Genomic DNA, 25,138 nt, shown 5'->3' on the forward strand with positions numbered 1-25,138 from the left:
TCGATGTATTGGGCCGACACCGGCGAAGTCATTCCGGCAACACTGCTGAAATGGGTCGTTTGCCAAGCGGTGAACAACAAAACCCCGGAGCCGAACGCAATCATCAGATCGTACGGCGGTCTGATTGCCGGACAAGAAGACTTCGGATTCTTCCTCCTGGACCGCTGGATCGCCCGCGGTGCCGCGATCGGCCTGAAGGGCCTGCTCGCCGTCGTCGCGGTGTGCGGCGGCGAACGATCCATCGCCCTCGCCGAGCAGCACCTGCACGACTGGTACGGCGTCCGCGCCGCCCAGAGCAAGGCCCTCATCGGCATGCTGGCCTGGACCGACCACCCGGCGGCCACACAACTGGTGTTGTCGGTCGGCACCCGCTTCCGCACCAAGAGCCTGCAGGAGGAGGCGGCGCGGCAGGCTGCGGCGCTTGCCGTGCGCAAGGGCTGGACCACCGACGAACTGGCCGATCGGTCCGTGCCGCTCGAGCCGGACAAGAAGACGCTCGAACTGCAGACCGCTCGACTCTACGAGGCGATGTGCACCGGCCGGACCTGGACCTACCAGGACTGGCAGGTGCACCTCAACCAGCATCCGGTGATGGGCAGGCTCACCCAGCGGCTCGTCTGGAAGGCTGGTCAGGCGTTCCGCCCGCTGGACGACGGCCGCCTGGTCGACGTGGACGACGACCTGGTCGACCTCCCGGCGGACGCGCGGATCTCGATCGCGCACACCTCGGTGGTCGACGAGGAGACGCGGTCGAGGTGGCAGCACTACCTGGCCGACTACGGGATCAGCACCTTGTTCCAGCAGTTCGGCAAGGAGCTCTACCGGCCGGCGAGCGACTACCAGGTGACGGAGTTCGACGGCATCCGACTGCTGGCCTTCGCGCTCCGCTCGACAGCCCGCAAGCTCGGGTACCTCCGCGGGCAGACCCTGGACGGACCGTCGTTCGACGAGTACGTGAAGCCGTTCCCGTCCATCGGGCTGACCGCCGTCATCAGCTTCAGCGGTAACGAGCTGCCCGAGGAGAACCGCACCGTCGGTCTGGGATCACTGACCTTCCGGCAGACAGCGCCGGACGGAGGGGCTACCCCCGTCCGGCTTGGCGACGTACCGCCTGTGCTGCTGGCGGAGACGTACGACGACCTGCGCGTGATCGCCGGGTCAGGCCGTCGCCTCTTCAAGTGACGCCGTACGGCCTGCCGGGCGGGTCAGGCCGTAGTGGTCGCGGAGCGTTGTGCCGGTGTACTCCGTGCGGAACAGGCCGCGTTGCTGGAGGATCGGGACGACCTGGTCGGTGAAGGTGACGAGGCCGGACGGCAGGACCGGGGGCATGATGTTGAAGCCGTCGGCGGCGCCGGCTTCGAACCAGGACTGGATGGCGTCGGCGACCTGGTCGGGGGTGCCGGTGAAGGTTCGGTGGCCTCGGCCTCCGCCGAGGCGGCCGATGAGTTGGCGGACGGTGAGGTTCTCGCGGCGGGCCAGGGTGACGATGAGGGTGTAGCGGGACTTCGCGCCTTCGATCTCGTCCTCGTCGGGGAGGTCGGCGGGGAGGGGCTGGTCGAAGGGGAGGTCCTCGGGAGTCACCCTCAACGTCTTCGCCAGTTGCCGGCGGGCGTACTCGGGCTTGATCAGCTCGTCCAGCTCGCGCTCCAGAGCGGCAGCCTCGGTTTCGGTGGAGCCGATGACCGGGACGATGCCGGGGAGGATCTTGAGCGTGTCGGGGTCGCGGCCCAGGGCGGCGGTGCGCGACTTGAGGTCGGCGTAGAAGTCCTGGGCGTCCTCCAGCGTCTGCTGGGCGGTGAAGACCGCTTCGGCGTACCGGGCGGCCAGGCCCTTGCCGTCCTCGGACGAGCCGGCCTGGACGATCAGCGGGTAGCCCTGCGGGGAGCGCGGCAGGTTGAGCGGGCCGCGGACCTGGAAGTGGCGGCCGACGTGGTCGATCGGCTGGACCTTGTCGTTGTCGCCCCAGACGCCGGACTCCTTGTCGGCGAGCGTCGCGTCGTCCTGCCAGGAGTCCCAGAGCTTGAACGCGACCTCCAGGAACTCCGCCGCGCGGTCGTAGCGCTCCGCGTGGGCGGGCTGGTCGGCCAGGTTGAAGTTCTTCGCGGCGTCCGGCCCCGCGGTCGTGACGACGTTCCAGCCGGCGCGGCCCGCGCTGACGTGGTCGACGCTCGCGAAGCGACGGGCCAGGTTGTACGGATCGTTGTACGTCGTACTGGCGGTCGCGATCAACCCGATCCGCGACGTCGCCGCGGCGATCGCGGTGAGCAGCACGGTCGGCTCCAAGGACCCGGACGGGCGCCGGCCGACGTCGCTGAACAGCACCGGCGAGTCGGCGAAGAAGATCGAGTCGAACTTGCCGCGCTCGGCGGTCCGGGCGAGTTCCCGGTAGTGCTCGATGTCGGTGTTCGCGGTCGGGTTGCTCTCCGGGAGCCGCCACGACGCCTCGTGGTGCCCGGTACTCATCAAGAACGCGTTCAGGTGCAACTGCCTGCTCATAGCGTTACCCCCAGGGCATCGAGAAGTCGGGTACGGACGGTGGCGAACGCCGGGTCGGCGCAGTTGCGCGGCGGATCCAGCTCGATCCGTTCCTCCGCGACCAGCCGGCCCTCGTCCAGCACGATCACCCGGTCGGCGAGCACGATCGCCTCGTCGACGTCGTGGGTGACCAGCAGTACGGCGGGCTCGTGCGCGGCGCAGAGTTTGCGCAGCAGCACGTGCATCTTGATCCGGGTCAGCGCGTCCAGCGCGCCGAACGGTTCGTCCGCGAGCAGCAGCGCGGGCTCCCGGACCAGCGAGCGGGCCAGCGCGACGCGCTGCTGCTCGCCACCCGACAGTTCGTTCGGCCAGGCGTCCTCGCGGCCGGCCAGGCCCACCTCGTCCAGGCTCTTCCGGCCGCGGTCACCGGCGTCGTCGGAACGCAGCCCCAGTACGACGTTGTCGAGAACACGGGCCCACGGCAACAACCGCGAGTCCTGGAAGACCACCGACACGTTCTCCGGCACGACCAGCTCGCCGGTCCCGGTCACGTCGTGGTCCAGCCCGGCCAGTGCCCGCAGCAGCGTGCTCTTGCCCGAGCCCGATTTCCCCAGCAGGGCAACGAACTCGCCGGGGGCGATGCTCAGGTCGAGGTCGTCCAGGACCGCGCGGTCGCCGTACGAACGGACGAGTCCGCGGACCTCGACGGCTTTGCTGAGTGTCAGTCCGCCAGTGTGCGTCGCCATGACAGGGCCTTCCTCTGGATCAGGCGGACGGCTCCGTCGGAGAGCAGCCCGAGTACGCCGTACAGGACCAGGCCGACGATGATGATGTCGGTCTGCCCGTAGGTGCGGGCCAGCTCCATCATGTAGCCGATCCCGCTGGTGGAGTTGATCTGCTCGACCACGACGAGCGACAGCCACGCTCCGGTGACCGCGAACCGCAGGCCGAGCAGGAAGCCCGGCAGCGCGCCGGGAAGCACGACCTTGCGGATGAAGGTCCAGCGGGACAGGCCGACCGTCTGCGCGAGCTCGACGTACCGGCTGTCGATCGTGCGCAGGCCGTTGTGGGTGTGGATGTAGATGGGGACGAAGACGCCGAGCGTGATCGTGGTGACCTTCATCGTCTCGCCGATACCGAGCCACAGGATCAGCAGCGGCAGCAGCGCGAGCGATGGGATCGCGCGCTTGATCTGGATCGGCCCGTCGAGCACGGCCTCGCCGATCCGGCTCAGGCCGGACAGCAGCGCCAGGACCGTGCCGAGCACGACGCCCAGGCCGAGACCTAGGAACGCCCGCTGCGTCGAGGTGAGCAGGTTGGACTGCAACCGGCCGTCGGCGATCAGGTCACCGGTGGTCGTGACGACGGTCCACGGCGCGGAGAGGATCCGTGGATCGAGCCAGCCGGCGGCCGACCCGATGCTCCAGATCGCGAGCAGCAGCACGGGTCCGATCAGCGCGCCGAACCGGATCGGCTTGCCGGGGCCGAGCCGGCGGCGTCGTCGTACCGGCTGGGTGGTGACAGCTTTGGAAGCTCGTACGCCGCTGAGCGTCGCGGCCGAGCCGCTCACTTGGCCGCCGCCTTGATCGCGTCGGTGGCGACGGTCTGGAAGCGCAGGTCGAACAGGTCCTCCGCCTTGATCGGGTCGTTGCCGGTCTCCTGGGAGAGCAGGTCGATGGTCTCCTGCTGACGCTTGATCCCCTCGCTCCAGTCGGCGGTGATCTCGGGGTGACCGGCGTTGTCGACGAGCCACTGACCGTCGGCCGCGGTGAGGCCCTGGTCCTTGACGTAGTAGCCCTCGATCCACTCCTTCGGGTGCTTGTCGATCCACTCCTGCGCGACCGCCCAGGCCGCGACGTACGCGCGGATCGCGGCGGCCTTGCCGCTGTCCTCCAGCGACGAGGTCAGCGTGTAGAGGTGACCGGCGTCGTCGCGGATGCCGTGCTGGATCGTGGTCCCGCCGTCCTTGCCGTACTTGGTCAGGTAGCGCTTGATCGAGACGCCGCCGATCGGAGCGACCTCGACCTGCTTCGCGGCCAGGGCGTTCGGGTAGATGTCGCCCGTGCTGGGCAGCTCGACCAGCTGGACGTCCTCCTTGGTCAGCCCGGCCTTCTGCAGCACCTTGAGCACGAGCGCGCCCTGCGCCTGACCCGGGCTGTACGCGATCTTCTTGCCCCGCAGGTCCGCCGGCGACTTCACCTGTACGCCGGGCGCGACGCCCAACTGGTAGACCGGGTGGTTCAGCGCGTCCTGGCGGTACTTGGCCGCGACGTTCTTGACCTTCAGACCGGTCCAGGTGGCGTGGATCGACGGGATCTCGGCGACCGAGCCGAGGTCGAGCGCCTTCGCCCGGAACGCCTCGGTGGTCTGCGGACCGCCGCTCAGGTTGGCGAACTGGACGAACTTCGAGACCTTGTCGAGCTGTCCGGACAGCTCGAGGGCCTTCTGCGTGGTCGGGTCGCCGACGACGATCTTCACGCCGTCCGGCACGGAGGTCGGCAGGGCCGCGTCGAGCGCGAGCTTCGGGCCGCCCCCGGCCTCGGCGTCACCACCGCAGCCGGCCAGCAGCGTGATCGCCGCGGCGGCTCCGGCCAGGACAGCCAGTTTGTTCTTCAGCATATGGGTTTCCTCTTCAGGGGCAGGGAGTTCAGGCGGTGGTGACGTACTGGCCGTCGTGGTAGAGCAGCGGGTCGTGCTCGCGCCGCTCGGCGTGGACGGCGAGGCGGGCCACGACGATGTGGTTGCTGCCGACGGCGAACCGGTGCTCGACGAGCGCGCGCAGGTAGCTCGGGGCGTCGTCCAGGACGGGCTCGCCGGTCCGCAGGCGTGACCAGCGGGTCGGCTCGGCGAACCGGTCGATGCCGCTGGTCGCGAACCGGCCGGCGAGATCGCGCTGCCCGGCGTCCAGGAAGTTGATCACCAGGCTCTGCGCGGACTGGATCGCCGGCCAGCTGGACGCCGTACCGGCGATCGAGAACGAGACCAGCGGCGGCAGCGAGCTGACCGAGACCAGCGAGGTCGCGGTGAAGCCGGCCGGGCCGTGGCCCGCGTCGGCGGTGATCACGACGACACCGGCGGCGTGCCGGCGGAAGACGGAACGGAACAGGTCGGCGTCGACCGTCCGCTCGTCGAGGTGGTCGGGCACGACGGTGAGCCCGGGACGGGATTTCTGGGCAGGGTTGATCGCGTGGACGGACATGACACTCCCTCGGGGCAGGGGTGAATCCGGCTGCGGACCTGGATGTCTACCGCGACCGGTGCGGGTGGTGGTTCGAACGGCCTCGACGGGCCTTCTCGGCGGCGGCCCTGGAACGGGCCGGTACGGCGGCGGCTGTCAGCGACAGGTCGCGCTGGCCGTGCGCATCTGGTCGATGACGCGGCGGCGGGTCAGCAGACGGGTGGTCAGTACCGGCAGCGCGAAGGCGAAGTCGGCCTCTCGGCCGCTCGCGGGGCGCTGTCCGGTCTTCGTCATGTCAATTACTGTCTCATCAAAGTCGACTGGAAAACTAGACAATCTCGCCATCCGGGACAGGCGTCCAGGAAGGAGCTGAGAAGGAGCGGGGGTGAGGGTCGGCGGAGATGCGGCCGAGAAGGTCGCGGGGGCTGAGGCCGCACCGGCCGGAAAGAGGAGTGAGAGAGAGGAGGAGGGGGAGGGTGCGGGGGTGTGTGGGGTGCGGGGGTGCGGGGGTGCGGGGGTGCGGGAGTGTGTGGGGTGCGGGAGTGTGTGGGGTGCGGGAGTGTGTGGGGTGCGGGAGTGTGTGGGGTGCGGGGGTGTGTGGGGTGGGGCGGGCTCACAGGGTGGGGGGCTGGTGCGTTCTACTGGCGTGATGGGTTCTAGTGGGGCTGGGTTGCCGGCGTTTCAGGTGCTGGTGGACGAGCACTGGCGGGACGTGAGCAGGCTGGCTCGGGCTTTGGCTGGGCCGGTGGACGGGGACGACGTGGCGCAGCGGGCGTGGGAGAAGGCGTTTGCGGCGTACCCGAAGTTGAGCTCGGCGAAGAACTTGCGGAGCTGGCTGCTGACGATCACGGCTCGGTGTGCGACCGACGTGCATCGGGCGCGGAAGCCGCAGCGGCCTTTGGACGAGGCGCCGCCGATCGCGGTGGACGGGCCCGATGCGGCGGACTGGCCTGATCCTGAGCTCTGGAAGGCGGTAGGTGCGTTGCCCGAGCGGCAGCGGTACGCCGTCACGTTGAAGTACGTCGGCGACCTCGACCACCACGGTGTGGCCGCCGCGCTCGACACCACCCCGGCCGCGTCGCGTCGCCTGGTCAGCGACGCGCTGGCCACCTTGCGCACCACCCTCGGAGTTGATGATGACTGACCTCGAACGACGCCTCAGCCGGCTCGACGGGCCGAACCTCGACGCCCGCCCGCCGGTCTTCCCGACCGCGGACGTCTCCTACACGCTGCACGACACCCCGATCGGCCAACTGCTGCTGGCGACCGCCGCGGGCAAGGTCGTCGCCAGTTCCTTCGGCGACGAGGAGACGATGACGCACCGGCTGGCGACAGCGGTCTCGCCGCGGGTGCTGCGGCAGCCCGCACCGCTGGACGACGTACGCCGACAGCTCGACGAATTCCTCGCCGGCGAGCGGCGGACGTTCGACCTCGAGGTCGACCTGACGCTGGCGACGGATTTCCAGCGGCTCGTGCTGACCGACCTGCCCCGCTTCACGGCGTACGGACGGACGACGACGTACGGCGAACTGGCCGGCGACATCGAGCGCCCCAAGGCGGCCAGGGCGGTCGGCACCGCGCTCGGCGCGAACCCCTTGTGCGTGGTGCTTCCCTGCCACCGGGTGATCGGGGCGAGCGGCGCACTCACCGGGTACGCCGGCGGGCTGGACGCAAAGCGCTTTCTTTTGAATCTTGAATCGAAAAGTTAAGTTTTCCACTCAAAGACCCAAAACATTTACACTCGATACAGTAAAGAAGCAGGTACCCATTGTGGAGTGGGGATCTGCTTCTTTACTTTCCTGACGTGTCAGTTTTCAGGCTGGTGGATCTCGAGGATCAGCCGGCGCCGGCCGCCGAACTCACGCTTGTAGACCTTGTAGTCCTTGATCCCGGCCGCCGCGCAGAGCCGGCCGTAGCTGGCCTCGTCGTGGATGAAGTGGATGCTGCTGGTGCCGTAGTGCTCGGTGGTGACGATCCGGTGCTGCGGCCCCTGCCGCAGTCCGTTCGCGATCTCGGAGGCCGTCGCCGGTCCCCACACCGGGCCCTCGATGACGGCCAGTCCGCCCGGCTTGAGCACCCGGGAGATCTCCCAGATCGTCGACAGCTGCTCGTCCTCACCGAACAGCTCGTGGAACGCCGTCCACAGGCAGATCACCGCGTCGAAGGAGTCCGACCTGTACGGCAGGTCGGTCATCGACCCGATCGCCCAGTCGACCTTCAGCTCCTCCTCGGCGGCCTTGGCCTGACCGGCTTCGAGCAGGTTCGGGGAGATGTCGAGGGCGCGGACCACCTTGCCGGCCTTGCTCAGCGGCAGGGCGACGCGGCCGTAGCCGCAGCAGAGGTCGAGCACCGACTCCCGGCCGTCGAGCATTTCCTCGACGGCCTTCACGACGGCTGCGTCCCGCTCGGGCGTAGTACGCGCGGCCAGACCCTCGGCGCCCATTTCGGCGTACTCGGCCCGGCTGCGCAGTGCGGAGTTCAGCATTGCGCAAGTATTGCGAAGTCTCCGGTCACTGTCTCCTCGGGCGCCCGATCGCGCCGAAAGCGACTGCGGCGACCATCGAGACGATGATCGACGTGTACGTCGCACCGAGCCATCCCGGCACCGGATCACCGCCGAACACCGTGGCCTGCACGTCCAGCCAGAACGGCGACCAGCCACTGACCGTGCCGGGATTCACCAGCTGGTACGCGACGAAGCCGAACACCCACGCGACCGCGGGCTGCCAGCGGAACGGCGCGGTGTCGCTGACGTTCCAGTTCATCCGGCTGACCACGAAGAAGTCCGCGATCGCCACCGCGAACAACGGGATGAACACCGAACCGATCAGGTAGAGGAACTGCGTGTAGTTGCCCAGGTCAACGAACAGCGCGAGACCGGTCGCCAGGACGCCGATGCCGACCGACAGCCAGCGCCGGTCCAGGTGACCGACCAGGTTGTGCGCGGCCATCGTCGTCGAGTAGACGTTCGCGTAGGCCTCGTCCACCTCGTCGACCAGCAGCACGAACAGCGCGATCGCCCCGGCCGGCAGGGTGACCAGCGCGGTGATCACGTCGGTGCTGTTGGTCTGCAGGGTCGCGACGGCCAGGACGCCGAGCGCGTAGTACAGGATCGCGGCCAGGCCGTAGCCGAGCGACGAACCGGCGAACGCGGCCTTGTTCGTACGCGAGTGCCGGGTGTAGTCGGCGGCCAGCGGAGCGAACGAGACGACCCCGGCCGCGGCGAGGTCGACGCCCGGCCAGAAGCCGAAGACGCCGTCCTGCGGGAGATCGTGCACCGGCTTGCTGAGCACCTGGACGAACAGGTAGATCGATGCCAGCAGCACCAACCAGACCATGAACTTGCGGAGCAGCTTCACGCTGCCGAGCGGCCGGACGGCCATCGCGGTCGCGATCACGCCGGCCAGGATCACGAACAGCCAGCGCCAGCGCTCACCGGTCACGGCGACCGCGGCCTGCGAGATCACGATGATCTCCATCGTCGCCCAGCCGATGTTCTGGGCGATGTTCAGCACGGTCGGGGCCATCGAGCCGCGCCGGCCGAACAGCCCGCGCAGGCTGGCCATCGCGGGTGCGCCGGTGTGCGAACCGAAAACGGCCGCGCCCCCGAGCACCAGCGCGCCCATCCCGCAGCCGACGACAACGGCGAGCAGACCCTGCCACAGCGATCCGGTGTACGCCGCGACGAGCGCACCGGTGACCGGGCCGAACAGCGAGATGCCGAGATTTCCCCAGAGCGTGAACTGGTCGAAGAAGCCGAGCGTTCTCGGGACGTCGGTGGTCAGTACGAGCGGCGCTTCGGTCGTCGTACCGGATGTGCGGACAGCATCAGTCGTGGTCATGCGACCTGCTCCCTACGCCGGCATTACCCGGTCAGGTTCAGGCGGTCGGCGACCCGGCTTTTGCTTGTCGCCCTCTCAGCCCGCAATTCGGTGCGAGCTCCCGCGGAGGTATGTCGTTATCGCGTCAACGATAACCCGTCATCCAGCTTTGTATACACCGGCCGCCCGGTGAATGAACGCGGCCAGCTCCCGGCCGTTGGTCAGGACAGGCATGTGCGAGCCGGTCGACAGCGTCCACGCCTCGCCACCGGCCAGGTCCGCGAGCCGCTGGGCCCACTGCGGCGGGCAGAGATGGTCATGCGGACACCGCAGCACCACAGTCGGTACGACGACCTGCGGCAGTGCCGCGGCCAGGTCGTAGTGCCGGGCCACCTGCTCGGCCTGGGCCATCGCGCGGAAGGTGGTCCGGAAGTACTGCTTGGTCAGGGTGGGGATCAGGTACGGCCGCTCCCAGACGGCCGAGCGGACCCAGCGGCCGGCGAGCGTGGGCCAGCCGGAGGCGTTGACGTCGCCGGTCGGGCCCAGCAGGACGAGTGCGGAGACCAGGTCCGGGTAGGCGAGTGCGGCCGCGACCACGGTGTGGCAGCTGGCCGAGTGCCCGACCAGGACGGTGCCGGGCTTCAGCTGCTGGGCCAGACGCTCCGCCAGAGCGTCGACCCGGAGGTCGTCCTGGTGCAGCGGTTCGCCGTACCCGGGGAGGGTGATGACCTCGGACGGGATCTCCAGGTGCTGCTGCGTCGGGGCGTACGACTCCGGCCCGAGGCCAAGCCCGGGGACGAGGACGACCGGAGCGCTCACTCCCACGGCGGCTGGTCCGGGGCCGCCTGGACGACCGGGTTGGGTACCTCCGGCTTCAGCTCGCGGTAGCCGAGCGCGAGGCCCAGCGCGAGCACGAGCAGACCGAAGCCGCCCCACCCGTACGCCGTCGGCAGGCGGTGCAGCGAGTCGTCGATCGCGCCCATCCCGGTGCTGAGCACCAGACCGAGCCAGATCAGGATCGGGATCAGCGACAGCGCCACCAGGCCGAGGCCGCCGAGCTCGAACGGGTCCAGCTCGCGGCGAGCCTTCCGGCGGGACTGGAGATCGCGCAGCCACATCGCCAGGGCGGCGACACCGACGATGAGCGTCAGGAGCTGGCCGATGGTGTCCAGTACGTCGGTGCGCAGCGGGTGGTTCAGCGGGGACCCGGGGGCCTGGGAGATCTCGCGCAGGGAGACGCGCTGGACCGAGATGACGAGCAGACCGTAGATCGCGGCGATCACCGCGGCCAGCAGGACCACACGGGCGGCTCTGGGATCGCGGCGAGGCTCCGGCCCGTACGACGGGAGCTGGTGGGACTGCGGCGCGGACGGAGCGCCGTACGGGTGGCCGGGACGGTAGGCGGGCGGCTGCATGTAGCTGTGCTGCCCCTCGGTCGGATAGCCGTAGCCCGGGTCCTGCACCGGCGGCTGCTCGACGGGGGCCTGCTCTGGCGGCGCGTCCTGGCCGTACGGGACCGGCTTGGCGTAGTACTGGCTGCGGTCCGGCTCGTCCGGGTCGTCGCCACGGCCGTACGTGGGGAACTGCGGTGACGACATCGGGGCTCCCTCGGCTCGGTCTTCTCGTCAGACTCTCATGCCGAGGGGTGTGGATCTAGGTTGCTTTGGTCGTCGGCCAGGCGTTCGGCAGGCAGCCGCCGAGGCCCTTGGTCTGCTGCATCATCACCGGGGCGGGCGTGTTCGGCTGGTCGCAGTCGGAGTGGCCGTGGCCGAGCGCGTGGCCGACCTCGTGGTTGACCAGGTAGTTGCGGTAGAGGTCGACGTCGCCGTTGTAGGCCGGTACGGCGTACACCCAGCGCTTGGCGTTCAGCACGACGCGGTCCTCGACCCGGCAGGAGACCTCACCGCCGGTGTCCAGCGGGAGGCAGAGCTTGTCGGTCAGGCTCGGCGTCGCCAGGATGATCCGCAGGTCGGAGTCCAGGCTGTCGGTCCGCTCGAAGCTGACCGGCTGGAGCGCCTGCCAGCCGCGCGGGTCGGTCAGCGTCTTGTGCACCGCGGTCGCGACCGCTGCCCCGTTCAGCGAGAGGCCCTGCTCGATCTCGATCCGGTAGGTCAGCTTGCCGACGTTCCGGGTCGCCTTCGCCGAGCCCGGGACCACGGCGAGCTTGCCGGTCGAGACCGTCACGTTCGGCTTCGAACCCTTCGGCGGCCGGGTGAACGTCGGCGCGGGCCGCTGCGGCTTGGCCAGCGTCGGCACCGCGGTCGGCAGGTGCGTCGGTACGACGACCGGCTGGACCGGCGGCTGCGCGACCGCGCTCTGCTCGGCGAACGACGACGCCAGGCTCTGCCGGCCGGCGTCGGGGTGCACGATCATCACGGTCCCGAGCACCGCCAGCGCGGTCACCGAGAACCACTGCGCCTTGTACGACTTCTTGCGGCTGTGCCGCCCGCTGCGGCGGCGGCGCGCGGAACTGGACGCACGCGTGCTCGCGCGCCGGCCGTTCCGCAGGGTGGTCATGTCGATTCACCCTAGCGACTCGGCGGTAATTCCCGAAAGGCCGGTCTACGTCAGCTTCCGGTCAAGAGTGGAAGAAGTCAGGCCGTCCGGGTGCGGAGGAACTTGCCGAAGTGCGGGACGGTGAAGGCGACGGTGCCGCGTTCGGCGGAGAAGACGAGGCCCTTCTTGATCAGGCCGTCGCGGGCCGGGGACAGCGACTGGGGTTTGCGTTTGAGCGTGCCGGCCACCTCGGAGGTGGGGACGGCGGCGTCGGCCACGCCGACGCCGAGCTCGGCCATCGCGCGCATGTACTCGCGCTCGGCGGGCGTGGCGCGCTCGTAGCGGGAGCCGAAGAAGCCGACGGTGAGCTCGGCGGAGGCTTCCGGTCCGGCGACGGCGACGTCCTTGACCGTGATCGGGCTGGCCGGGGCGTGGTCCCAGGTGGCGTGCGCGAAGGCCTGGACGAAGTACGGGTACCCGTCGGTCTGCGCGTACAGCTCGTCGAGGGCCTCTTCCTCGAAGTACACGTCCTCGGTCTCGGCCGGGATCATCAGCGCCCGGTCGCAGGCCTCGCGGGCCAGCCGGTCGACCCGGACGTAGCGGAACAGGCGCTCCGAGTACGACTTGCTCGCCGACAGTACGGCGGGCAGGTGCGGCAGCCCGGCGCCGACCACGACCAGCGGCGCGCTCTGCTGGGAGACCTCGTGGCACGCGGCGCACAGCGCGGACAGGTCGTCGGCGGAGATGTCCTGCATCTCGTCGATGAACAGCCCGACCCCGACCGACAGGTCGCCGGCCAGGTCGGCGGCGTCCGCGAACAGCTCGATCAGGTCCATCTCGAGGTCACCCGAGTCGGCCCGGCCCTTGGCGGCGGCCACGTCGACCGGCGGGTGCCACTTGATGCCCTTGCGGTCGTTCTGCGCGGTCCGCAGCGCGAAGGCCTTCAGGACGGCGCTGAACTGGTCGACCCGTTCGTCGTCGCGGTGCCGGTGGCCGAGTTCGCGCATCGCGGTGTGCATCGCCTGCGCGATCGGCAGCCGGATGCTCTGGTCCGGCCGGGCCTCGATCTTGCCGGTGCCCCAGGCGCGTTTGATCGCCTGCGAGCGCAGCGTGTTCAGCAGGACGGTCTTACCGACGCCGCGGAGTCCGCTGAGCACCAGGCTCCGCTCCGGGCGGCCCGCCGCGACCCGTTCGAGCACCACTTCGAACTGCCGGACCTCGGTGTCGCGTCCGGCCAGCTCGGGCGGGCGCTGGCCGGCGCCGGGCGCATAGGGATTCCGGATCGGATCCATGGATGTCACTGTATGAGCGCGTCTAGCGTTTTCCTTAGATTTCGCTAGCGAACCCGAGCGCGTGTCGCTGCTCTGTCAAAGACTTGGTCCGTCTAGCGAATTCACTAGACTTCCCTAGACGGTGACATCGACCCGTAGCGGCCCGGATCGCACTAAGGTCGGCGCATGGGTGGGGTTGAGGCCAGGGACTGGGCCCAGCAGGCGGCGGCGCAGTACGAACGCATGCACCAGCAGTACGTCGGCGGTGCCCGCAAGCTGGAGTCGCTGATCGACGAGCTGATCGGCGAGGAAGAGGGCATCAACTACCTCAGCGCGACCGCCCGGGCCAAGGACCCGGAGTCGTTCCTGTCGAAGGCCTCCAAACCGCGGCCGGACGATCCGGACCGGCCGAAGTACGACGACCCGCTGAACCAGATCACCGACCTGGTCGCGGCCCGGATCATCACGTTCCTGGTCGAGGCCGTCGACCGGGTCTGCGAGGTGATCGAGGCCGAGTTCGAGATCGTCGAGCACACCGACATGGGCGCGCACACCCGCGCGCAGGGCGTCTTCGGCTACGCCAGCAAGCACTACCTGGTCCGGCTGAACGCGACCCGCCGCGAGTTGCCCGAGTACGCCGTACTGCGCAACCTCGTGATGGAGATCCAGGTCCGGACCGCGGTCCAGCACGCGTGGGCCGAGTTCGAGCACGACATCCGGTACAAGCTGGACATCCCGCCGGACCGCAAGCCGGAGTTCGACCGGCGGTTCCTGCTCGCGGCGGCGCTGATGGAGCTGGCCGACAACGAGTTCACCGAGATCGACCGGCTCTACCGCGAGCTGGCCGCGGCCGGGGACGACGAGACGCCGCGCGACCTGACTGCGGCCACGCTGACGACGTACCTGACCCGGCGGTACCCGGACGCGCCGCACGCCAAGACCAACCACTACGTGTGGATCCTGGGCATCCTGTCCGACCTCGGCGTGACCACCGAGGAGCAGCTGACCGAGCTGCTGCAGGGAATCGACAGCGCGGCCGTGCAGGCGGCGATGACGCACCGCTTCCCGGCCGGCACGGTCCGGCGGCTCGACGACGACCTGCTCGCGGCGAAGGGTTCGGCGTACGTCGAGCTGTTCCCGGAGGAGGAGCGGCGGCAGAAGATCCTCCGCGGGCGACTCAAAGCTTTGGCCCGCGCAGGGATCAGCTGAGGTCCTGCGCGACCGCTTCCGCCGTACGGCGGGCCCAGCGGCCGGTGGTGATCAGGCCGAGGATCAGGACGAGCACGCCGCAGCCGGCGATGATGTACCAGCAGAGCTGGGCCGCGTCGACGAACCCGGTTTCGAGCGGGCCGACGAGCTGGGCGGTGAGCACGGAGCCGACGATCGCGACGCCGAGGGACGCGCCGACCTGGCGGCTGGTCGACGCGATCGCGGCCGCCACGCCGGCCTGCGCGCGGGGCATGCCGGAGACGGCCGCGTTGGTGATCGGCGAGTTCAGCATGCCGAAGCCGAGGCCGAAGACCAGGTAGCCGCCGAGCAGCAGCAGGGTCGGCGTACTGGTGGTGAGCTGGGCCAGGATCAGTCCGCTGACGCCCAGCATGGTCCCGGCGACGACCAGCGGCAGGCGCGGTCCGCGGTTGCCGACGAGCCAGCCGGAGATCGGCGCGAACACCACGGTCATCGCCGCCATCGGCAGCGTCAGCAGCCCGGCGTGCAGCGCGGTGAAGCCGCGAACTTCCTGCAGGTACAGGGAGTTGAGGAACAGGAAGCCGGACAGGGCGGCGAAGCCCGCGACCGCGATCAGCGTCGCTCCGGAGAACGGCGCGCTGCGGAAGAACCTGGGCTCGAGCAGCGGCTGGTCCCGGCGTCGCTCGTACAGGACCAGGCCGACCAGGGCGGCGACGGCGATCGTGAAGCAGCCGATGATCAGCGGCGACGTCCAGCCCGCCTCCCGGCCCTCGATGATCCCGTACGTCATCCCCGCCAGCAGCAGAACGACGAGCACCTGCCCGACCGGGTCGATCCGGCGCGCCACCATCGCCCGCGACTCGGGCACGAACCGCATGGTCAGCACCAGGGCGATCAGTACGACGGGCACGTTGATCCAGAAGATGTACCGCCAGCCGGCCGAGTCGACCAGGGCGCCGCCGACCAGCGGCCCGACCGACATGCTCAGCCCGACCACGCCGCCCCAGACGCCGATCGCCTGCGCCCGCTCGCGCGGGTCGGTGAAGGTGTTGGTGATGATCGACATCGCGACCGGGTTGAGCATCGAGCCGCCGACCGCCTGCAGCATCCGGAACACGATCAGCAGGTCGACCGTCGGCGCCAGCCCGCACAGCAGCGACCCGAGCCCGAACATCACCAGCCCGACCTGGAAGGTCCGGCGCCGCCCGACCCGGTCCGCGGTCGAGCCGGAGATCATCAGCAGGCTGGCCAGTACCAGCGTGTAGGCGTCGATCGTCCACTGCAGCTTCGACACCGAAGCGTCCAGGTCGGACCGGATGGCCGGCAGCGCCAGGTTCACGATCGTGGAGTCCAGGCCGACGATGAACAGGCTCAGGCAACAGATTCCCAGCACCAGCAACCGCTGCCGCCGAGTCAGGTCACGCACCCGTTCCAGCCTCCCGTCGACCGCCCCTCGCGCAGCCTACAGACCGCCTGGTGAAAAGAGCTGGCACGGCGTACGGCGGCGAGCCTAGGCTTGGTCCATTCGCCTGGTTCAGGCGCCAAACCCCCTCCTACGCCTCCTGTGAGACGTCATGTCGTTGCGCCTTGTTCCGTTCGCCGACCCGGGTGTGCCCGACACCCGGTCCGGCCTCCGACTCATCCTCTGGCTGGAGCACCAGCAGCTCCGCGGCCAGCTTGCCGCGCTGGGCTGGGGAGTGCTCTTCTTCGGCGGGATCGCCGCGGCCCCGGTCGCGGTCGGCATGGCCGTCCAGGCCGTGATCGACAAGTCCTGGCCGAAGCTGTTCCTGGCGGTCGGCCTGCTGCTCGTCTTCGGTGCGGCCAAGGCTGCCGCCGACTCGTTCTTCCACCGCGCGGTGGTCTCCAACTGGATCAGTACGGCGGCCCGCCTGCAGCAGCTGCTGATGCGCAAGGCGGCCGAGCTCGGGTCGCTGCTGACCCGCCGGATCGCGGCCGGCGAAGTGGTCGCGGTGAGCAGCGGCGACGTCGAGAAGATCGGCTGGTTCGTCGAGGTGCTGGGCCGGTTCGCCGCTGCCCTGCTGACCTGCTTCGCGGTGGTCGTCGGGCTGCTCTTCTACGAGCCGCAGCTCGGTCTGGTGGTCGCGGTCGCCGTACCGGTCCTGGCCTTCTCGATCGTGCCGCTGATGGGTCCGGCCGAACGCCGGGCCGACGCGCAGCGGGCCAAGGGCGGCCGGGCGACCGAGCTGGCCGCGGACACCGTCGCCGGTCTGCGCGTGCTGCGCGGCATCGGCGGGGAGCAGCTGTTCCTGGACCGCTACCGCGCGGCCTCGCAGGAGTACCGGCAGAGCGCGGTGCACAGCGCCCGGATGTGGTCGCTGATCGCGGCGCTGCAGGTCCTGCTGTTCGGGCTGTTCCTGGTCGTGGTCGTCTGGTTCGGGATCCGCCTGGTGGTGACCGGCCGGATCTCGGTCGGTGAGCTCGTCACGACGTACGGGTTCATCACGTTCATGCTCGTGCCGCTGCACACCTTCGAGGAGACGGCCAGCGCGTTCATCTTCTCCAAGGTCTCCGCGCGCCGGGCGGCCCGCGTGCTCTCGCTGCAGCGGATGGACGAGACCCGCGGGACCGGCGCGGCCCAGGTGCCCGAGGGCGACCTGTTCGACCCGGTCTCGGGGCTGGAGGTGCCGGCCGGGAGCTTCACCGCGGTCGTCTGCGGGAACCCGGACGCCGGTGGCCGGCTGGCCGACCACCTGGGTGGTCACAGCCCGGAGGCCGAGCCGGGCGACGCCTCGGCGTTGCTGGACGGCCTCGCGCTCGACGACCTGCCGCTGGAGTCCGCCCGTACGGCGGTGCTGGTGCAGGACAAGGACCCGGTGCTGCTGTCCGGGACTGTGCGCGACCTGTTCGACGTACCGTCGAGCGGAGCCGTCACGGCCGAGCAGGCGCTCGAGGCGGCGCAGTGCGCCGACATCCTCGACGTGCTGCGGCAGTCGCTGCCGGCAGGAGGTCCCACCGACCCGATGCAGGCGATCCTGACCGAGCGCGGGCGGTCCCTGTCCGGCGGCCAGCGGCAGCGGGTCGCACTGGCCCGCTCGCTGTACGTCGACCCCGCCGTACTCGTGCTGGACGAGCCGACCAGCGCGGTCGACGCGCACACCGAGGCCCGGATCGCCGACGGCCTGCGGGCGCTGCGAGCCGGTCGTACCACCGTGGTGTTCACGTCGAGCCCGCTGATGCTGGACCGCGCCGACCGGGTCGTGTTCGTGCCGGACGGTCGCGTCGCCGCCGTTGGTGCCCACCATGAACTGGTCCACACCGACCGGCGCTACCGCGCGGTCGTCACCCGTGAAGACGAGCCAACTCTCGAGGAGTCGGTGTGAAGCGCCCCGAGTACGACCCGGCCGCCCCGCAGGAGGCGGCCCGCCTCCCGGTGGCCGGTCCGGCGACGGTCAAGGCCTACCTGAGGATCCTGTTCCGGCGGCACCGCAGAGCATTCGGCTGGTTGACCGCGGTCAACACGGTCGCGGCGCTGAGCGGCATGGTCGGGCCCTGGCTGCTCGGCAACGTGGTGGAGAAGCTGTCCGTCGGCGATCACGACGTCGACCTTCCGTACGTCGTGCTGGGCTTCCTGATCGCACTGGCCGTGCAGACCGTGTTCGTCCGGATCACCCGGCTGCGCGGCGCCGTGCTGGGTGAGGAGATGCTCGCCGACCTGCGCGAGGACTTCCTGGTCCGCTCGGTGGCGCTGCCGCCGGGCGTGCTGGAGCGGGCCGGGACCGGCGACCTGCTGTCCCGGATCACCACCGACGTCGACCGGCTGTCGCACGCCATGCGCGACGCCGTACCGCAGCTGACGATCGCCGTGGTCTGGGCCGGGCTGCTGATCGGTGCGCTCGTGGTGACCGCGCCGGAGCTGGCGGTCGCCGTGGTGATCGCCGCGCCGGTGCTGATCATCGGCGGCCGCTGGTACTTCCGCCGCGCGCCTTCGGCGTACCGGTCGGAGGCCGCCGGGTACGCCGCGGTCGCGTCGGCGCTGGCCGAGACCGTGGACGCCGGCCGCACGGTCGAGTCGCACCGGCTCGGCCGCCGCCGGATCGAGCTCGGCGACACCCGGATCGGGCAGTGGGTCGGCTGGGAGCGGTACACCCTGTACCTGCGGATGATCCTGTTCCCGGTGATCAACATGACCCACGCGATCGCGCTCGCCGCGGTCCTGATGCTCGGGGGCGCGCTGTCGATCCAGGGCTGGATCACCGTCGGCGCGCTGACCACCGGCGCGCTCTACATCCAGATGCTCGTCGAGCCGGTGAACATGATGATCCGCTGGTACGACGAGCTGCAGGTCGCCCAGGTCTCGCTGGCCCGGCTGGTCGGCGTCCGGGAGATCGAGGCGGCCGCGGTCAGTGAGCAGGAGGAGCCGGACGGGCGAACCGTGCTGGCCGACGAGGTCCGCTTCGGATACCTGGAGGGCCGCGACGTGCTGCACGGCGTCACGCTCACCGTGGAGCCCGGCGCCCGGGTGGCGCTGGTTGGACCGTCCGGGGCCGGCAAGTCCACGCTGGGCCGGTTGCTGGCCGGCATCTACTCACCGCGCCTCGGTGACATCACCCTGGGTGGTGCGGCGCTCGGCGAGATGTCGGCCGAGCAGGTGCGCAGCCACGTCGCGCTGGTCAACCAGGAGCACCACGTGTTCGTCGGCACCATGCGGGACAACCTGCTACTGGCCCGGCCGAGTGCGGCCGACGCCGAGCTCTGGGACGCGCTCCGCTCAGTCGACGCGCACGCCTGGGTCGCCGGGTTCGAGCACGGCCTGGACACCGAGGTTGGCTCAGGCGGTACGACGCTGACCCCGGCGCAGGCGCAGCAGGTCGCCCTGGCCCGGCTGGTGCTGGCTGACCCGCACACGCTGGTGCTGGACGAGGCGACCTCCCTGATGGACCCGCGCGCGGCCCGGCACCTGGAGCGCTCGCTGGCCGGCGTACTGGAAGGCCGGACCGTGGTGGCGATCGCCCACCGCCTGCACACCGCGCACGACGCGGACGTGATCGCGGTGGTCGAGGACGGCCGGATCGTCGAGCTCGGCGGCCACGACGACCTGGTCGACGCAGGCGGTCCGTACGCGGCGCTGTGGCACTCCTGGCACGGGGATAGATGACGGGGAAGGGTGGGTAGGGTCGGGAGCATGCTGCCCGCTCTGCTCTCCCTTCCGTACCTGGTTGCCTTCGACATCGACCAGGAGGGGCGCCTGCTGATCGGGTACGACGGCAGCGGCGTCCGCCAGCTGCACGAGGTCGGACCGGACGGCACCTGGCACACGCTGACCACTTCGGGCGAGCGGGTCGTCTCGGCCTACTACGTCCCGGGCAGCCGCCAGGTGGTCGTCGAGCAGGACACCGGCGGCGACGAGCGGGGACAGCTGTTCCTGCTCGACCTGACCTCGGACACTCCGTCGCAGGAGCCGCTGGTCCACGACCCGGCGTACTTCCACCACCTGGTCACCGCGCGGCCCGGCCGCGTGCTGTTCACCACCAACCGCCGCAACGAGGTCGACTTCGACCTGGTCGCGCTGGACCTGGCGACCGGGGTCGAGACCACGCTGTACGACGGCGGCGGCTACGTGAGCGCCGTCGACCCGTCGCCGGACGACCGCTGGGTCGCCGTGACCCGCGCCGGCCGACCGGCCAACGCGCACCACGTCCTGCTCGTCGAGACCGCGACCGGCGAGGTCAGCGACGTCACGGCGTACGACGATCCGAACACGGTGTACGCCGTGTCCTGGCTGCCGGACTCCAGCGGCTTCCTGCTCTCCGGCGACGTGGACCGGGACCGGGTCGCGATCTTCACGTACGACCTGGGCACCCGTGCCCTGAGCGTGGTGGCGGCGGACGACACCCAGGACCTGATCGGTTCCGCCGGCCCGGACGGGCAGCACCTATTGGTTGCCACTAGCAACGATGGCGAGGTGTCGCTGGCGCTGCACGGGATCGACGGCGGGCTGATCGCACCGATCGCGCTGCCGCCGGGTGGGTGCGGCGCGATCCTGACCGAGGCGGCGCCGCACTGGTCTTCGGACGGTGGCCACTTGCTGATCACGTACAGCAGCCCGGTCGAGCCGCCGTACGTGTTCCGGTACTCGGTGGCGACCGGCGCGCTCGACGCCGTCCGGGCGCCGGAGCCGCTGGAGCTGCCCGCCTTGCAGCACCCGACGTCGTACCGGGTGGAGTCGTTCGACGGTGAGCAGGTGCCGGTGTACGTGTACCAGCCGGATGGCGGTGGGGACGGCTCGGCGGTGCTGTTCGTGCACGGCGGTCCGGAGTGGCAGCACGGGAAGATCTGGCACCCGCTGGTCGCCGGACTCGTGGCGGACGGCCGCACCGTGCTGGTGCCGAACGTGCGCGGCTCCGCGGGCTACGGCAAGCGCTGGTACTCGCTGGACGACCGGCAGCTGCGGCTGGACTCGGTCCGCGACCTGGCCGCACTGCATGCCTGGCTGCCGACCATCGGGGTCGACCAGGCACGCGTCGCACTGTGGGGCGGCTCGTACGGCGGGTACATGGTGCTGGCCGGGCTCGCCTTCCAGCCGGAGCTGTGGGCGGCCGGGGTGGACATCGTCGGGATCGCTTCGCTGGTCACTTTCCTGGAGAACACCTCGTCGTACCGGCGGGTGGCGCGGGAGCGGGAGTACGGGTACCTGGAGACGGACCGTCCCTTCCTGGAGCTGGCCAGCCCGCTCAGCAAGGTGGATGCGATCGAGGCGCCGCTGTTCGTGATCCACGGCGCGAACGACCCGCGGGTGCCGCTGTCGGAGGCCGAGCAGATCGTCGCCGCGCTGGAGAAGCGGAAGGTGCCGTGCGAGCTGCTCGTGTACGGCGACGAAGGGCACGGGCTGGCGAAGCGGGCCAACAAGCTCGACGCCTACCCGAAGGCGTTCGCGTTCCTGCGGGAGCACCTCAGCCGGCAGTGATCGCCGCGACCAGCTGGTTGACGACGCCCTGCCAGTGCTTGCGTTGGTGCTCGCGTTCGGCGGCGTCGGTCAGGCGTTCCTGGTGGACCCCGAGGCGGGCCTTGCCCTTGCCGGTCGCGGAGACGGTGAGCTGAACGGTCGTCTCGTGCGACCAGTCGGCGGGCTGCCAGGTGAGGCGGACCCGGGTGAGGTCGCGGAAGCTGCGCAGCTCGCCGCGGGTGCCGTCCTTGGTCTCGTAGCCGGTGCCCTTCTCGTTGAGCAGCGTGACGCCCTCGCCGAGCCAGATCGCGACGCCGGCCGGCGAGGTGACGAAGTCCCACACCTCGTCGGCCGGGCGGTCGACGGTCTTGGAGACGCCGATCTGCCAGCCGGCGTCCTTCGTCCTGCCGACGTGGGCGGGCACGTCGCGATCCGGCTTGTTGCTCACGGGGCGATCGCCGCGATCGCACTGACCTCCAGGAGGGCGCCGGGAACGGTCAGGCTGGTGACGCGGATGCCCTGCACGGTCGGTGCCGCGCCTTCCAGCCCGGCCGCGGCCACGGGATAGGCCTTGGCGAGGTCGACGTCGTCGGCCAGGTAGATGGTCATCGACACCAGGTCGTGCACGGTGGCACCGACGGCCGCCAGGGCGGTCCTCAGGTTCTTCATCACCTGCTCGGTCTGCGCCGCGGCGTCGTCACCGCCGATCAGCTTGCCCTCGCCGTCGACAGCGTTCTGGCCGCCGACGTACAGGGTGGTCATGCCGGCGGGGACGACGGCGACGTGGGTGAACGCCGGGGAGTTCACGAGTCCTTCGGGGCGCAGCAGTGTTTTCTCGGTCATGAATCAAGGATCACCCACTACCCGGTCAGATACTGTCCGGGTTTCCGGGTTAGTTTTGGCTATGAGCACCACCAGCCGCCGGCTCGAGACGCTCGCGCTGCTGCAGACGCACCCGGGCATCTCCGCGCCCACGCTGGCGGCCCGGCTCGGCGTGACCGAGCGGACCGCCCGGCGCGACATCGCGCAGCTGCGCGAGCTGGGCTACCGGATCGACGGCTCGGCCGGGCGCGACGGCGGCTACCGGCTGGCGCAGGGGCGGGCGATGCCGCCGCTGCTGCTGGATGCCGACGAGGTCGCTGCGGTGGCGCTGAGTCTGCGGACGGCGGTGGGGGTCGAGGGGTTGGAGACGGCTGCGGTCACGGCTCTGGCCAAGCTGACGCAGGTCGTGCCGTCGCAGTGGCAGACGCGGTTGACGGCGCTGACCGACGTACAGGCTTATCAGGGGCGTTCGCCGCGACGGGCTTCTGGCGACGTACTGGTGCAGCTGGCCTTGGCGTGCCGGGCTGGTGAGGCTGTGCGGTTCCGGCACCGGCCGATGGGGACTGCGGACGACCGGGCGGTCGAGGTGCAGCCGTACCGGTTGGTGGCGTTGCGGCGGCTGTGGTACCTGGTCGCCTGTGCGCGTGGGGCGGACGAGTGGAGGGTGTACGCCGTCGACCGGATCTCGCAGGCGCAGCCGCTCGGGATCCACCTGCCGGCGCCCTCGCCGCCTGACGATGCCGCGCAGCTGGTCGCCCAGTCGCTGGCGCACGGGCGGTGGCGGCATCAGGTGCGGGTGGCGGTCCACACGTCGGGCGACCTGGTCCGCGAGCTCGTCGACCCGAGCGTCGCGGCCGTGGTCGACACTGGTGACGAGTGCGAGCTGCAGTTCGGCACCAACGACCTCGACTGGGCCGCGCGCTGGCTGGCGTACCTGAACCTCGAGCTGGACGTCATCGAGCCGGTCGCGCTGAGCGCACGGCTTCGCGTCTTCGGCCAGTGGCTGGCCGAGCGCTACTGAAACGCGGGCTCGAGCGGCTGCAGCACCCCGTTGGTGGCGTCGAGTCTCGTCGGAAGTCCCAGCGGTACGGCGAGGTTGAGGTCCTCGTGGCCGATCGCGGCACCGGTGACCATCGGGACCTGCAGCGGCTCGAGACGTTCCCGTACGACGTCCGCGACCAGCCCACCGTCGTCGGCTTCGCTGAAGTCGCCGATCACGAGCCCGGTCACCTGGTCGAACCATCCCGCACGCAGCAGCTGGGTCAGCAGCCGGTCGACGCGGTACCCGTCCTCGCTGACGTCCTCCAGCAGCACGATGCCCGCGGGCATCACCGCCGTCGGCGATCCGAGGCTGGCCGCGAGCAACGCGAGGTTGCCGCCGAGCAGCCGGCCTTCCGCCGTACCGGGGACCACTGTCGCCGCGCCGCGCGGCGCGAGCAGATCGGTGATCTTCTCCGGCGCGAACAGCAGGTCCCTGAGCCGGTCGCCGCCGGTCGCGAGCTGCTCGACCCCGGCCGCCATCGGGCCGTGCACGGTCACCAGGCCGCGCGCGTTCAACGCCTCGTGCAGCGCGGTGATGTCGCTGAACCCGACGAACACCTTCTCCACCGCGGCCAACGCGTCCAGGTCGAGCAGGGGCAGCATCCGCTGTACGCCGTACCCGCCGCGTCCGCAGAACACCGCTTGGAACCGGTCGTCCAGCCAGGCGTTGGTGAAGTCCTCCGCCCGAGCTTCGTCACTCCCCGCCAGGTAAGGCAGCCGCTCGTCGCGCGCCAGCGCCGACGGCATCACCTCGACCTCGAGCCCCCAGCCGCGCAGCTGATCGCTCCCCGCCTCCAGCCGCTCCGCCTTCAACGGCCCAGCGGGCGCCACCACAGCCACCCGATCCCCAGCCTTCAGCCGCCGCGCTTTCCTCAGCTCCGTCACCCCTGAACGCTATCCGCTGTCCAGCCTCCGACCACCGCCGGGCGGCCTTCCACCCCCGTGAAAAGGTGAGGACATGGCTCTCGAGATTGCGTTGATCGATGTGGTGGCCGGGCAGGAAGCCGACTTCGAGGCGGCGTACCGGGAGGCCCGCCAGCAGCTGAAGGCGGCCGGCGCGCTGAGCATCCGGATGACCCGCGGCATCGAGACACCGACGCGGTTCGTCCTGCTGGTCGAGTGGGAGTCGGTGGAGGCCCACGAGGCGTTCCGGGCCGGCCAAGGCTTCGCCATCTGGCGCGGCCTGATCGGCCCGCACTTCGCCAACCCACCCCACGTCGAACACTTCACCGACGTCGAGGGGTGACTCGCCGGACCGCTCGGGTCTTCACCGCCGACAACGGGGCCTACGGCAACGAGGTCGCGGTCGTGCTGGTGGCCGGGATGCCTTCGGCGGACGAGCGCCAACACCTGGCAACCGGCGCCACCGAGCCGGCGACGGTGTTCGTCGCGGAGGATCTGCGGACCGTGCGGATTCACAACCGCTTGCTGGAACGGCGGTTTGCCGGGCATCCCCTGCTGGGCACCGCCGCCGTACTGCGGTCGCTCGGGCACGCGCCGTCGGTGTTCGCCACCGAGGCCGGGGAGGTCGAGGTGTGGGCGGAGGGCAGCGTCGAGTGGCTGTTCGCTCCCGCGAACTGGTCACCGGATGTTCGTCACCGGCAGGCCGAGTCGCCGGCTGGGGTCGAGGGGCTGACGGGTGCGCCTGCGGATGAGCCGGTGCAGGTGTGGGCCTGGCTCGACGAGGTGGCTGGGGTGGTGAGGGCGCGGATGTTCGCGCCGAGTGAGGGAAAGCCCGAGGACGAGGCGTGCGGGTCTGCCTCGATGGTGCTTGCCGGGCGGCTCGGTCGGGAGCTGCGGGTGGTGCACGGCCGGGGCTCGGTGATTCGGGTTCGGCCGGAGGGGGACGGGGTCAGGCTTGGGGGGCGGTGCCTGGTGACCGGAGCCGGCTGAGGTCAGGCAGGACTGCACTGGCCGGCACTGTTGCTCGAACAGGGCCGGC

Annotated in this window: 26 protein-coding genes and 1 riboswitch; of the genes, 10 read left to right on the forward strand and 16 right to left on the reverse strand. The window is 70.3% G+C overall.

Annotation, left to right across the window (positions count from 1 at the left end; translation table 11 throughout):
• The first annotated feature begins 69 nt into the window (after positions 1 to 69).
• Positions 70 to 1,182 (forward strand): DUF4132 domain-containing protein, encoded by a 1,113-nt coding sequence (locus tag ACLQ2O_RS01730; RefSeq protein ID WP_425826396.1) that lies wholly within the window; start codon positions 70 to 72, stop codon positions 1,180 to 1,182.
• Here the strand turns inward: ACLQ2O_RS01730 and ACLQ2O_RS01735 are convergent.
• From ACLQ2O_RS01735 to ACLQ2O_RS01760, 6 genes are all read right to left on the reverse strand, one after another.
• On the reverse strand, positions 1,159 to 2,496 hold the full coding sequence (locus ACLQ2O_RS01735) for an LLM class flavin-dependent oxidoreductase (RefSeq protein ID WP_425826398.1): 1,338 nt from the start codon (positions 2,494 to 2,496) through the stop codon (positions 1,159 to 1,161). The genes ACLQ2O_RS01730 and ACLQ2O_RS01735 overlap by 24 nt on opposite strands.
• Entirely contained in the window at positions 2,493 to 3,221 is a 729-nt protein-coding gene (locus ACLQ2O_RS01740) for an ABC transporter ATP-binding protein (RefSeq protein ID WP_425826400.1), read from the reverse strand. Before ACLQ2O_RS01740 ends, ACLQ2O_RS01735 begins: the two co-directional genes overlap by 4 nt.
• A complete protein-coding gene (locus tag ACLQ2O_RS01745; RefSeq protein ID WP_425826402.1) occupies positions 3,197 to 4,045 on the reverse strand; it encodes an ABC transporter permease in 849 nt (282 codons plus the stop codon). Before ACLQ2O_RS01745 ends, ACLQ2O_RS01740 begins: the two co-directional genes overlap by 25 nt.
• Positions 4,042 to 5,094, reverse strand: coding sequence for an ABC transporter substrate-binding protein (locus ACLQ2O_RS01750; RefSeq protein ID WP_425826404.1), 1,053 nt, complete (start codon positions 5,092 to 5,094; stop codon positions 4,042 to 4,044). Before ACLQ2O_RS01750 ends, ACLQ2O_RS01745 begins: the two co-directional genes overlap by 4 nt.
• Before the next feature lie 28 nt (positions 5,095 to 5,122).
• Entirely contained in the window at positions 5,123 to 5,674 is a 552-nt protein-coding gene (locus ACLQ2O_RS01755) for a flavin reductase family protein (protein ID WP_425826406.1), read from the reverse strand.
• 135 nt (positions 5,675 to 5,809) lie between these two features.
• On the reverse strand, positions 5,810 to 5,947 hold the full coding sequence (locus ACLQ2O_RS01760) for a hypothetical protein (protein WP_425826408.1): 138 nt from the start codon (positions 5,945 to 5,947) through the stop codon (positions 5,810 to 5,812).
• Between the two features lie 355 nt (positions 5,948 to 6,302).
• On the opposite strand from ACLQ2O_RS01760, the gene ACLQ2O_RS01765 reads away from it, so the two are divergent.
• On the forward strand, positions 6,303 to 6,797 hold the full coding sequence (locus tag ACLQ2O_RS01765; protein WP_425826410.1) for an RNA polymerase sigma factor: 495 nt from the start codon (positions 6,303 to 6,305) through the stop codon (positions 6,795 to 6,797).
• Positions 6,790 to 7,362: a methylated-DNA--[protein]-cysteine S-methyltransferase gene (locus tag ACLQ2O_RS01770; protein ID WP_425826412.1), complete on the forward strand. Its 573-nt coding sequence runs from the start codon at positions 6,790 to 6,792 to the stop codon at positions 7,360 to 7,362. The genes ACLQ2O_RS01765 and ACLQ2O_RS01770 overlap by 8 nt, the downstream gene beginning before the upstream one ends.
• 98 nt (positions 7,363 to 7,460) lie before the next feature.
• On the opposite strand, the gene ACLQ2O_RS01775 is transcribed toward ACLQ2O_RS01770, so the two are convergent.
• The 6 genes from ACLQ2O_RS01775 to ACLQ2O_RS01800 all read right to left on the reverse strand — a co-directional run bounded on the left by ACLQ2O_RS01775 (position 7,461) and on the right by ACLQ2O_RS01800 (position 13,262).
• Positions 7,461 to 8,138, reverse strand: a complete 678-nt coding sequence (locus tag ACLQ2O_RS01775; RefSeq protein WP_425826414.1) for a class I SAM-dependent methyltransferase — start codon at positions 8,136 to 8,138, stop codon at positions 7,461 to 7,463.
• A 25-nt stretch (positions 8,139 to 8,163) separates the two neighbouring features.
• Positions 8,164 to 9,495, reverse strand: coding sequence for a purine-cytosine permease family protein (locus ACLQ2O_RS01780; protein ID WP_425826416.1), 1,332 nt, complete (start codon positions 9,493 to 9,495; stop codon positions 8,164 to 8,166).
• A riboswitch (TPP riboswitch) is annotated at positions 9,488 to 9,609 on the reverse strand. It overlaps the preceding gene by 8 nt.
• 24 nt (positions 9,610 to 9,633) lie before the next feature.
• Complete coding sequence (locus ACLQ2O_RS01785) at positions 9,634 to 10,293, reverse strand: alpha/beta fold hydrolase (RefSeq protein WP_425826418.1); 660 nt, start codon at positions 10,291 to 10,293, stop codon at positions 9,634 to 9,636.
• A complete protein-coding gene (locus ACLQ2O_RS01790; RefSeq protein ID WP_425826420.1) occupies positions 10,290 to 11,072 on the reverse strand; it encodes a hypothetical protein in 783 nt (260 codons plus the stop codon). The genes ACLQ2O_RS01785 and ACLQ2O_RS01790 overlap by 4 nt, the downstream gene beginning before the upstream one ends.
• A gap of 55 nt (positions 11,073 to 11,127) precedes the next feature.
• Positions 11,128 to 11,991, reverse strand: coding sequence for a DUF3152 domain-containing protein (locus ACLQ2O_RS01795; protein ID WP_425826422.1), 864 nt, complete (start codon positions 11,989 to 11,991; stop codon positions 11,128 to 11,130).
• Between the two features lie 77 nt (positions 11,992 to 12,068).
• Entirely contained in the window at positions 12,069 to 13,262 is a 1,194-nt protein-coding gene (locus tag ACLQ2O_RS01800; RefSeq protein ID WP_425826424.1) for an ATP-binding protein, read from the reverse strand.
• 165 nt (positions 13,263 to 13,427) lie between these two features.
• On the opposite strand from ACLQ2O_RS01800, the gene ACLQ2O_RS01805 reads away from it, so the two are divergent.
• On the forward strand, positions 13,428 to 14,450 hold the full coding sequence (locus ACLQ2O_RS01805) for a GTP pyrophosphokinase (RefSeq protein WP_425826426.1): 1,023 nt from the start codon (positions 13,428 to 13,430) through the stop codon (positions 14,448 to 14,450).
• Here ACLQ2O_RS01805 and ACLQ2O_RS01810 read toward each other — a convergent pair.
• On the reverse strand, positions 14,443 to 15,855 hold the full coding sequence (locus ACLQ2O_RS01810; protein WP_425826428.1) for an MFS transporter: 1,413 nt from the start codon (positions 15,853 to 15,855) through the stop codon (positions 14,443 to 14,445). The genes ACLQ2O_RS01805 and ACLQ2O_RS01810 overlap by 8 nt on opposite strands.
• Positions 15,856 to 16,003: 148 nt before the next feature.
• On the opposite strand from ACLQ2O_RS01810, the gene ACLQ2O_RS01815 reads away from it, so the two are divergent.
• Genes ACLQ2O_RS01815 through ACLQ2O_RS01825 form a run of 3 tightly spaced genes read left to right on the forward strand, consistent with a single transcriptional unit; the run spans position 16,004 to position 21,354 of the window.
• Positions 16,004 to 17,770: an ABC transporter transmembrane domain-containing protein gene (locus ACLQ2O_RS01815; protein WP_425826430.1), complete on the forward strand. Its 1,767-nt coding sequence runs from the start codon at positions 16,004 to 16,006 to the stop codon at positions 17,768 to 17,770.
• Positions 17,767 to 19,545 (forward strand): ABC transporter ATP-binding protein, encoded by a 1,779-nt coding sequence (locus ACLQ2O_RS01820; protein WP_425826432.1) that lies wholly within the window; start codon positions 17,767 to 17,769, stop codon positions 19,543 to 19,545. Before ACLQ2O_RS01815 ends, ACLQ2O_RS01820 begins: the two co-directional genes overlap by 4 nt.
• Before the next feature lie 27 nt (positions 19,546 to 19,572).
• Positions 19,573 to 21,354, forward strand: coding sequence for an alpha/beta fold hydrolase (locus ACLQ2O_RS01825; RefSeq protein ID WP_425826434.1), 1,782 nt, complete (start codon positions 19,573 to 19,575; stop codon positions 21,352 to 21,354).
• Here the strand turns inward: ACLQ2O_RS01825 and ACLQ2O_RS01830 are convergent.
• Entirely contained in the window at positions 21,341 to 21,781 is a 441-nt protein-coding gene (locus ACLQ2O_RS01830; RefSeq protein WP_425826436.1) for an SRPBCC domain-containing protein, read from the reverse strand. The two genes, ACLQ2O_RS01825 and ACLQ2O_RS01830, sit on opposite strands and share 14 nt — an antisense overlap.
• Complete coding sequence (locus ACLQ2O_RS01835) at positions 21,778 to 22,176, reverse strand: RidA family protein (protein ID WP_425826438.1); 399 nt, start codon at positions 22,174 to 22,176, stop codon at positions 21,778 to 21,780. The genes ACLQ2O_RS01830 and ACLQ2O_RS01835 overlap by 4 nt, the downstream gene beginning before the upstream one ends.
• 61 nt (positions 22,177 to 22,237) lie before the next feature.
• Here ACLQ2O_RS01835 and ACLQ2O_RS01840 point away from each other — a divergent pair, with 61 nt between their 5' ends.
• The gene (locus ACLQ2O_RS01840; RefSeq protein ID WP_425826440.1) at positions 22,238 to 23,176 is read left to right on the forward strand and encodes a helix-turn-helix transcriptional regulator; all 939 of its coding nucleotides are present in this window, start codon (positions 22,238 to 22,240) and stop codon (positions 23,174 to 23,176) included.
• On the opposite strand, the gene ACLQ2O_RS01845 is transcribed toward ACLQ2O_RS01840, so the two are convergent.
• On the reverse strand, positions 23,170 to 24,081 hold the full coding sequence (locus tag ACLQ2O_RS01845) for a S66 peptidase family protein (RefSeq protein ID WP_425826442.1): 912 nt from the start codon (positions 24,079 to 24,081) through the stop codon (positions 23,170 to 23,172). The genes ACLQ2O_RS01840 and ACLQ2O_RS01845 overlap by 7 nt on opposite strands.
• A 73-nt stretch (positions 24,082 to 24,154) precedes the next feature.
• Between ACLQ2O_RS01845 and ACLQ2O_RS01850 the strand changes: the two genes are divergently transcribed.
• Complete coding sequence (locus ACLQ2O_RS01850) at positions 24,155 to 24,442, forward strand: antibiotic biosynthesis monooxygenase family protein (protein ID WP_425826444.1); 288 nt, start codon at positions 24,155 to 24,157, stop codon at positions 24,440 to 24,442.
• On the forward strand, positions 24,439 to 25,089 hold the full coding sequence (locus tag ACLQ2O_RS01855; RefSeq protein WP_425826446.1) for a PhzF family phenazine biosynthesis protein: 651 nt from the start codon (positions 24,439 to 24,441) through the stop codon (positions 25,087 to 25,089). Before ACLQ2O_RS01850 ends, ACLQ2O_RS01855 begins: the two co-directional genes overlap by 4 nt.
• Positions 25,090 to 25,138: the final 49 nt, after the last annotated feature.

It is taken from the genome of Kribbella sp. DT2, from assembly GCF_049844575.1.
In the GTDB taxonomy this organism is placed as follows: Bacteria; Actinomycetota; Actinomycetes; order Propionibacteriales; family Kribbellaceae; genus Kribbella.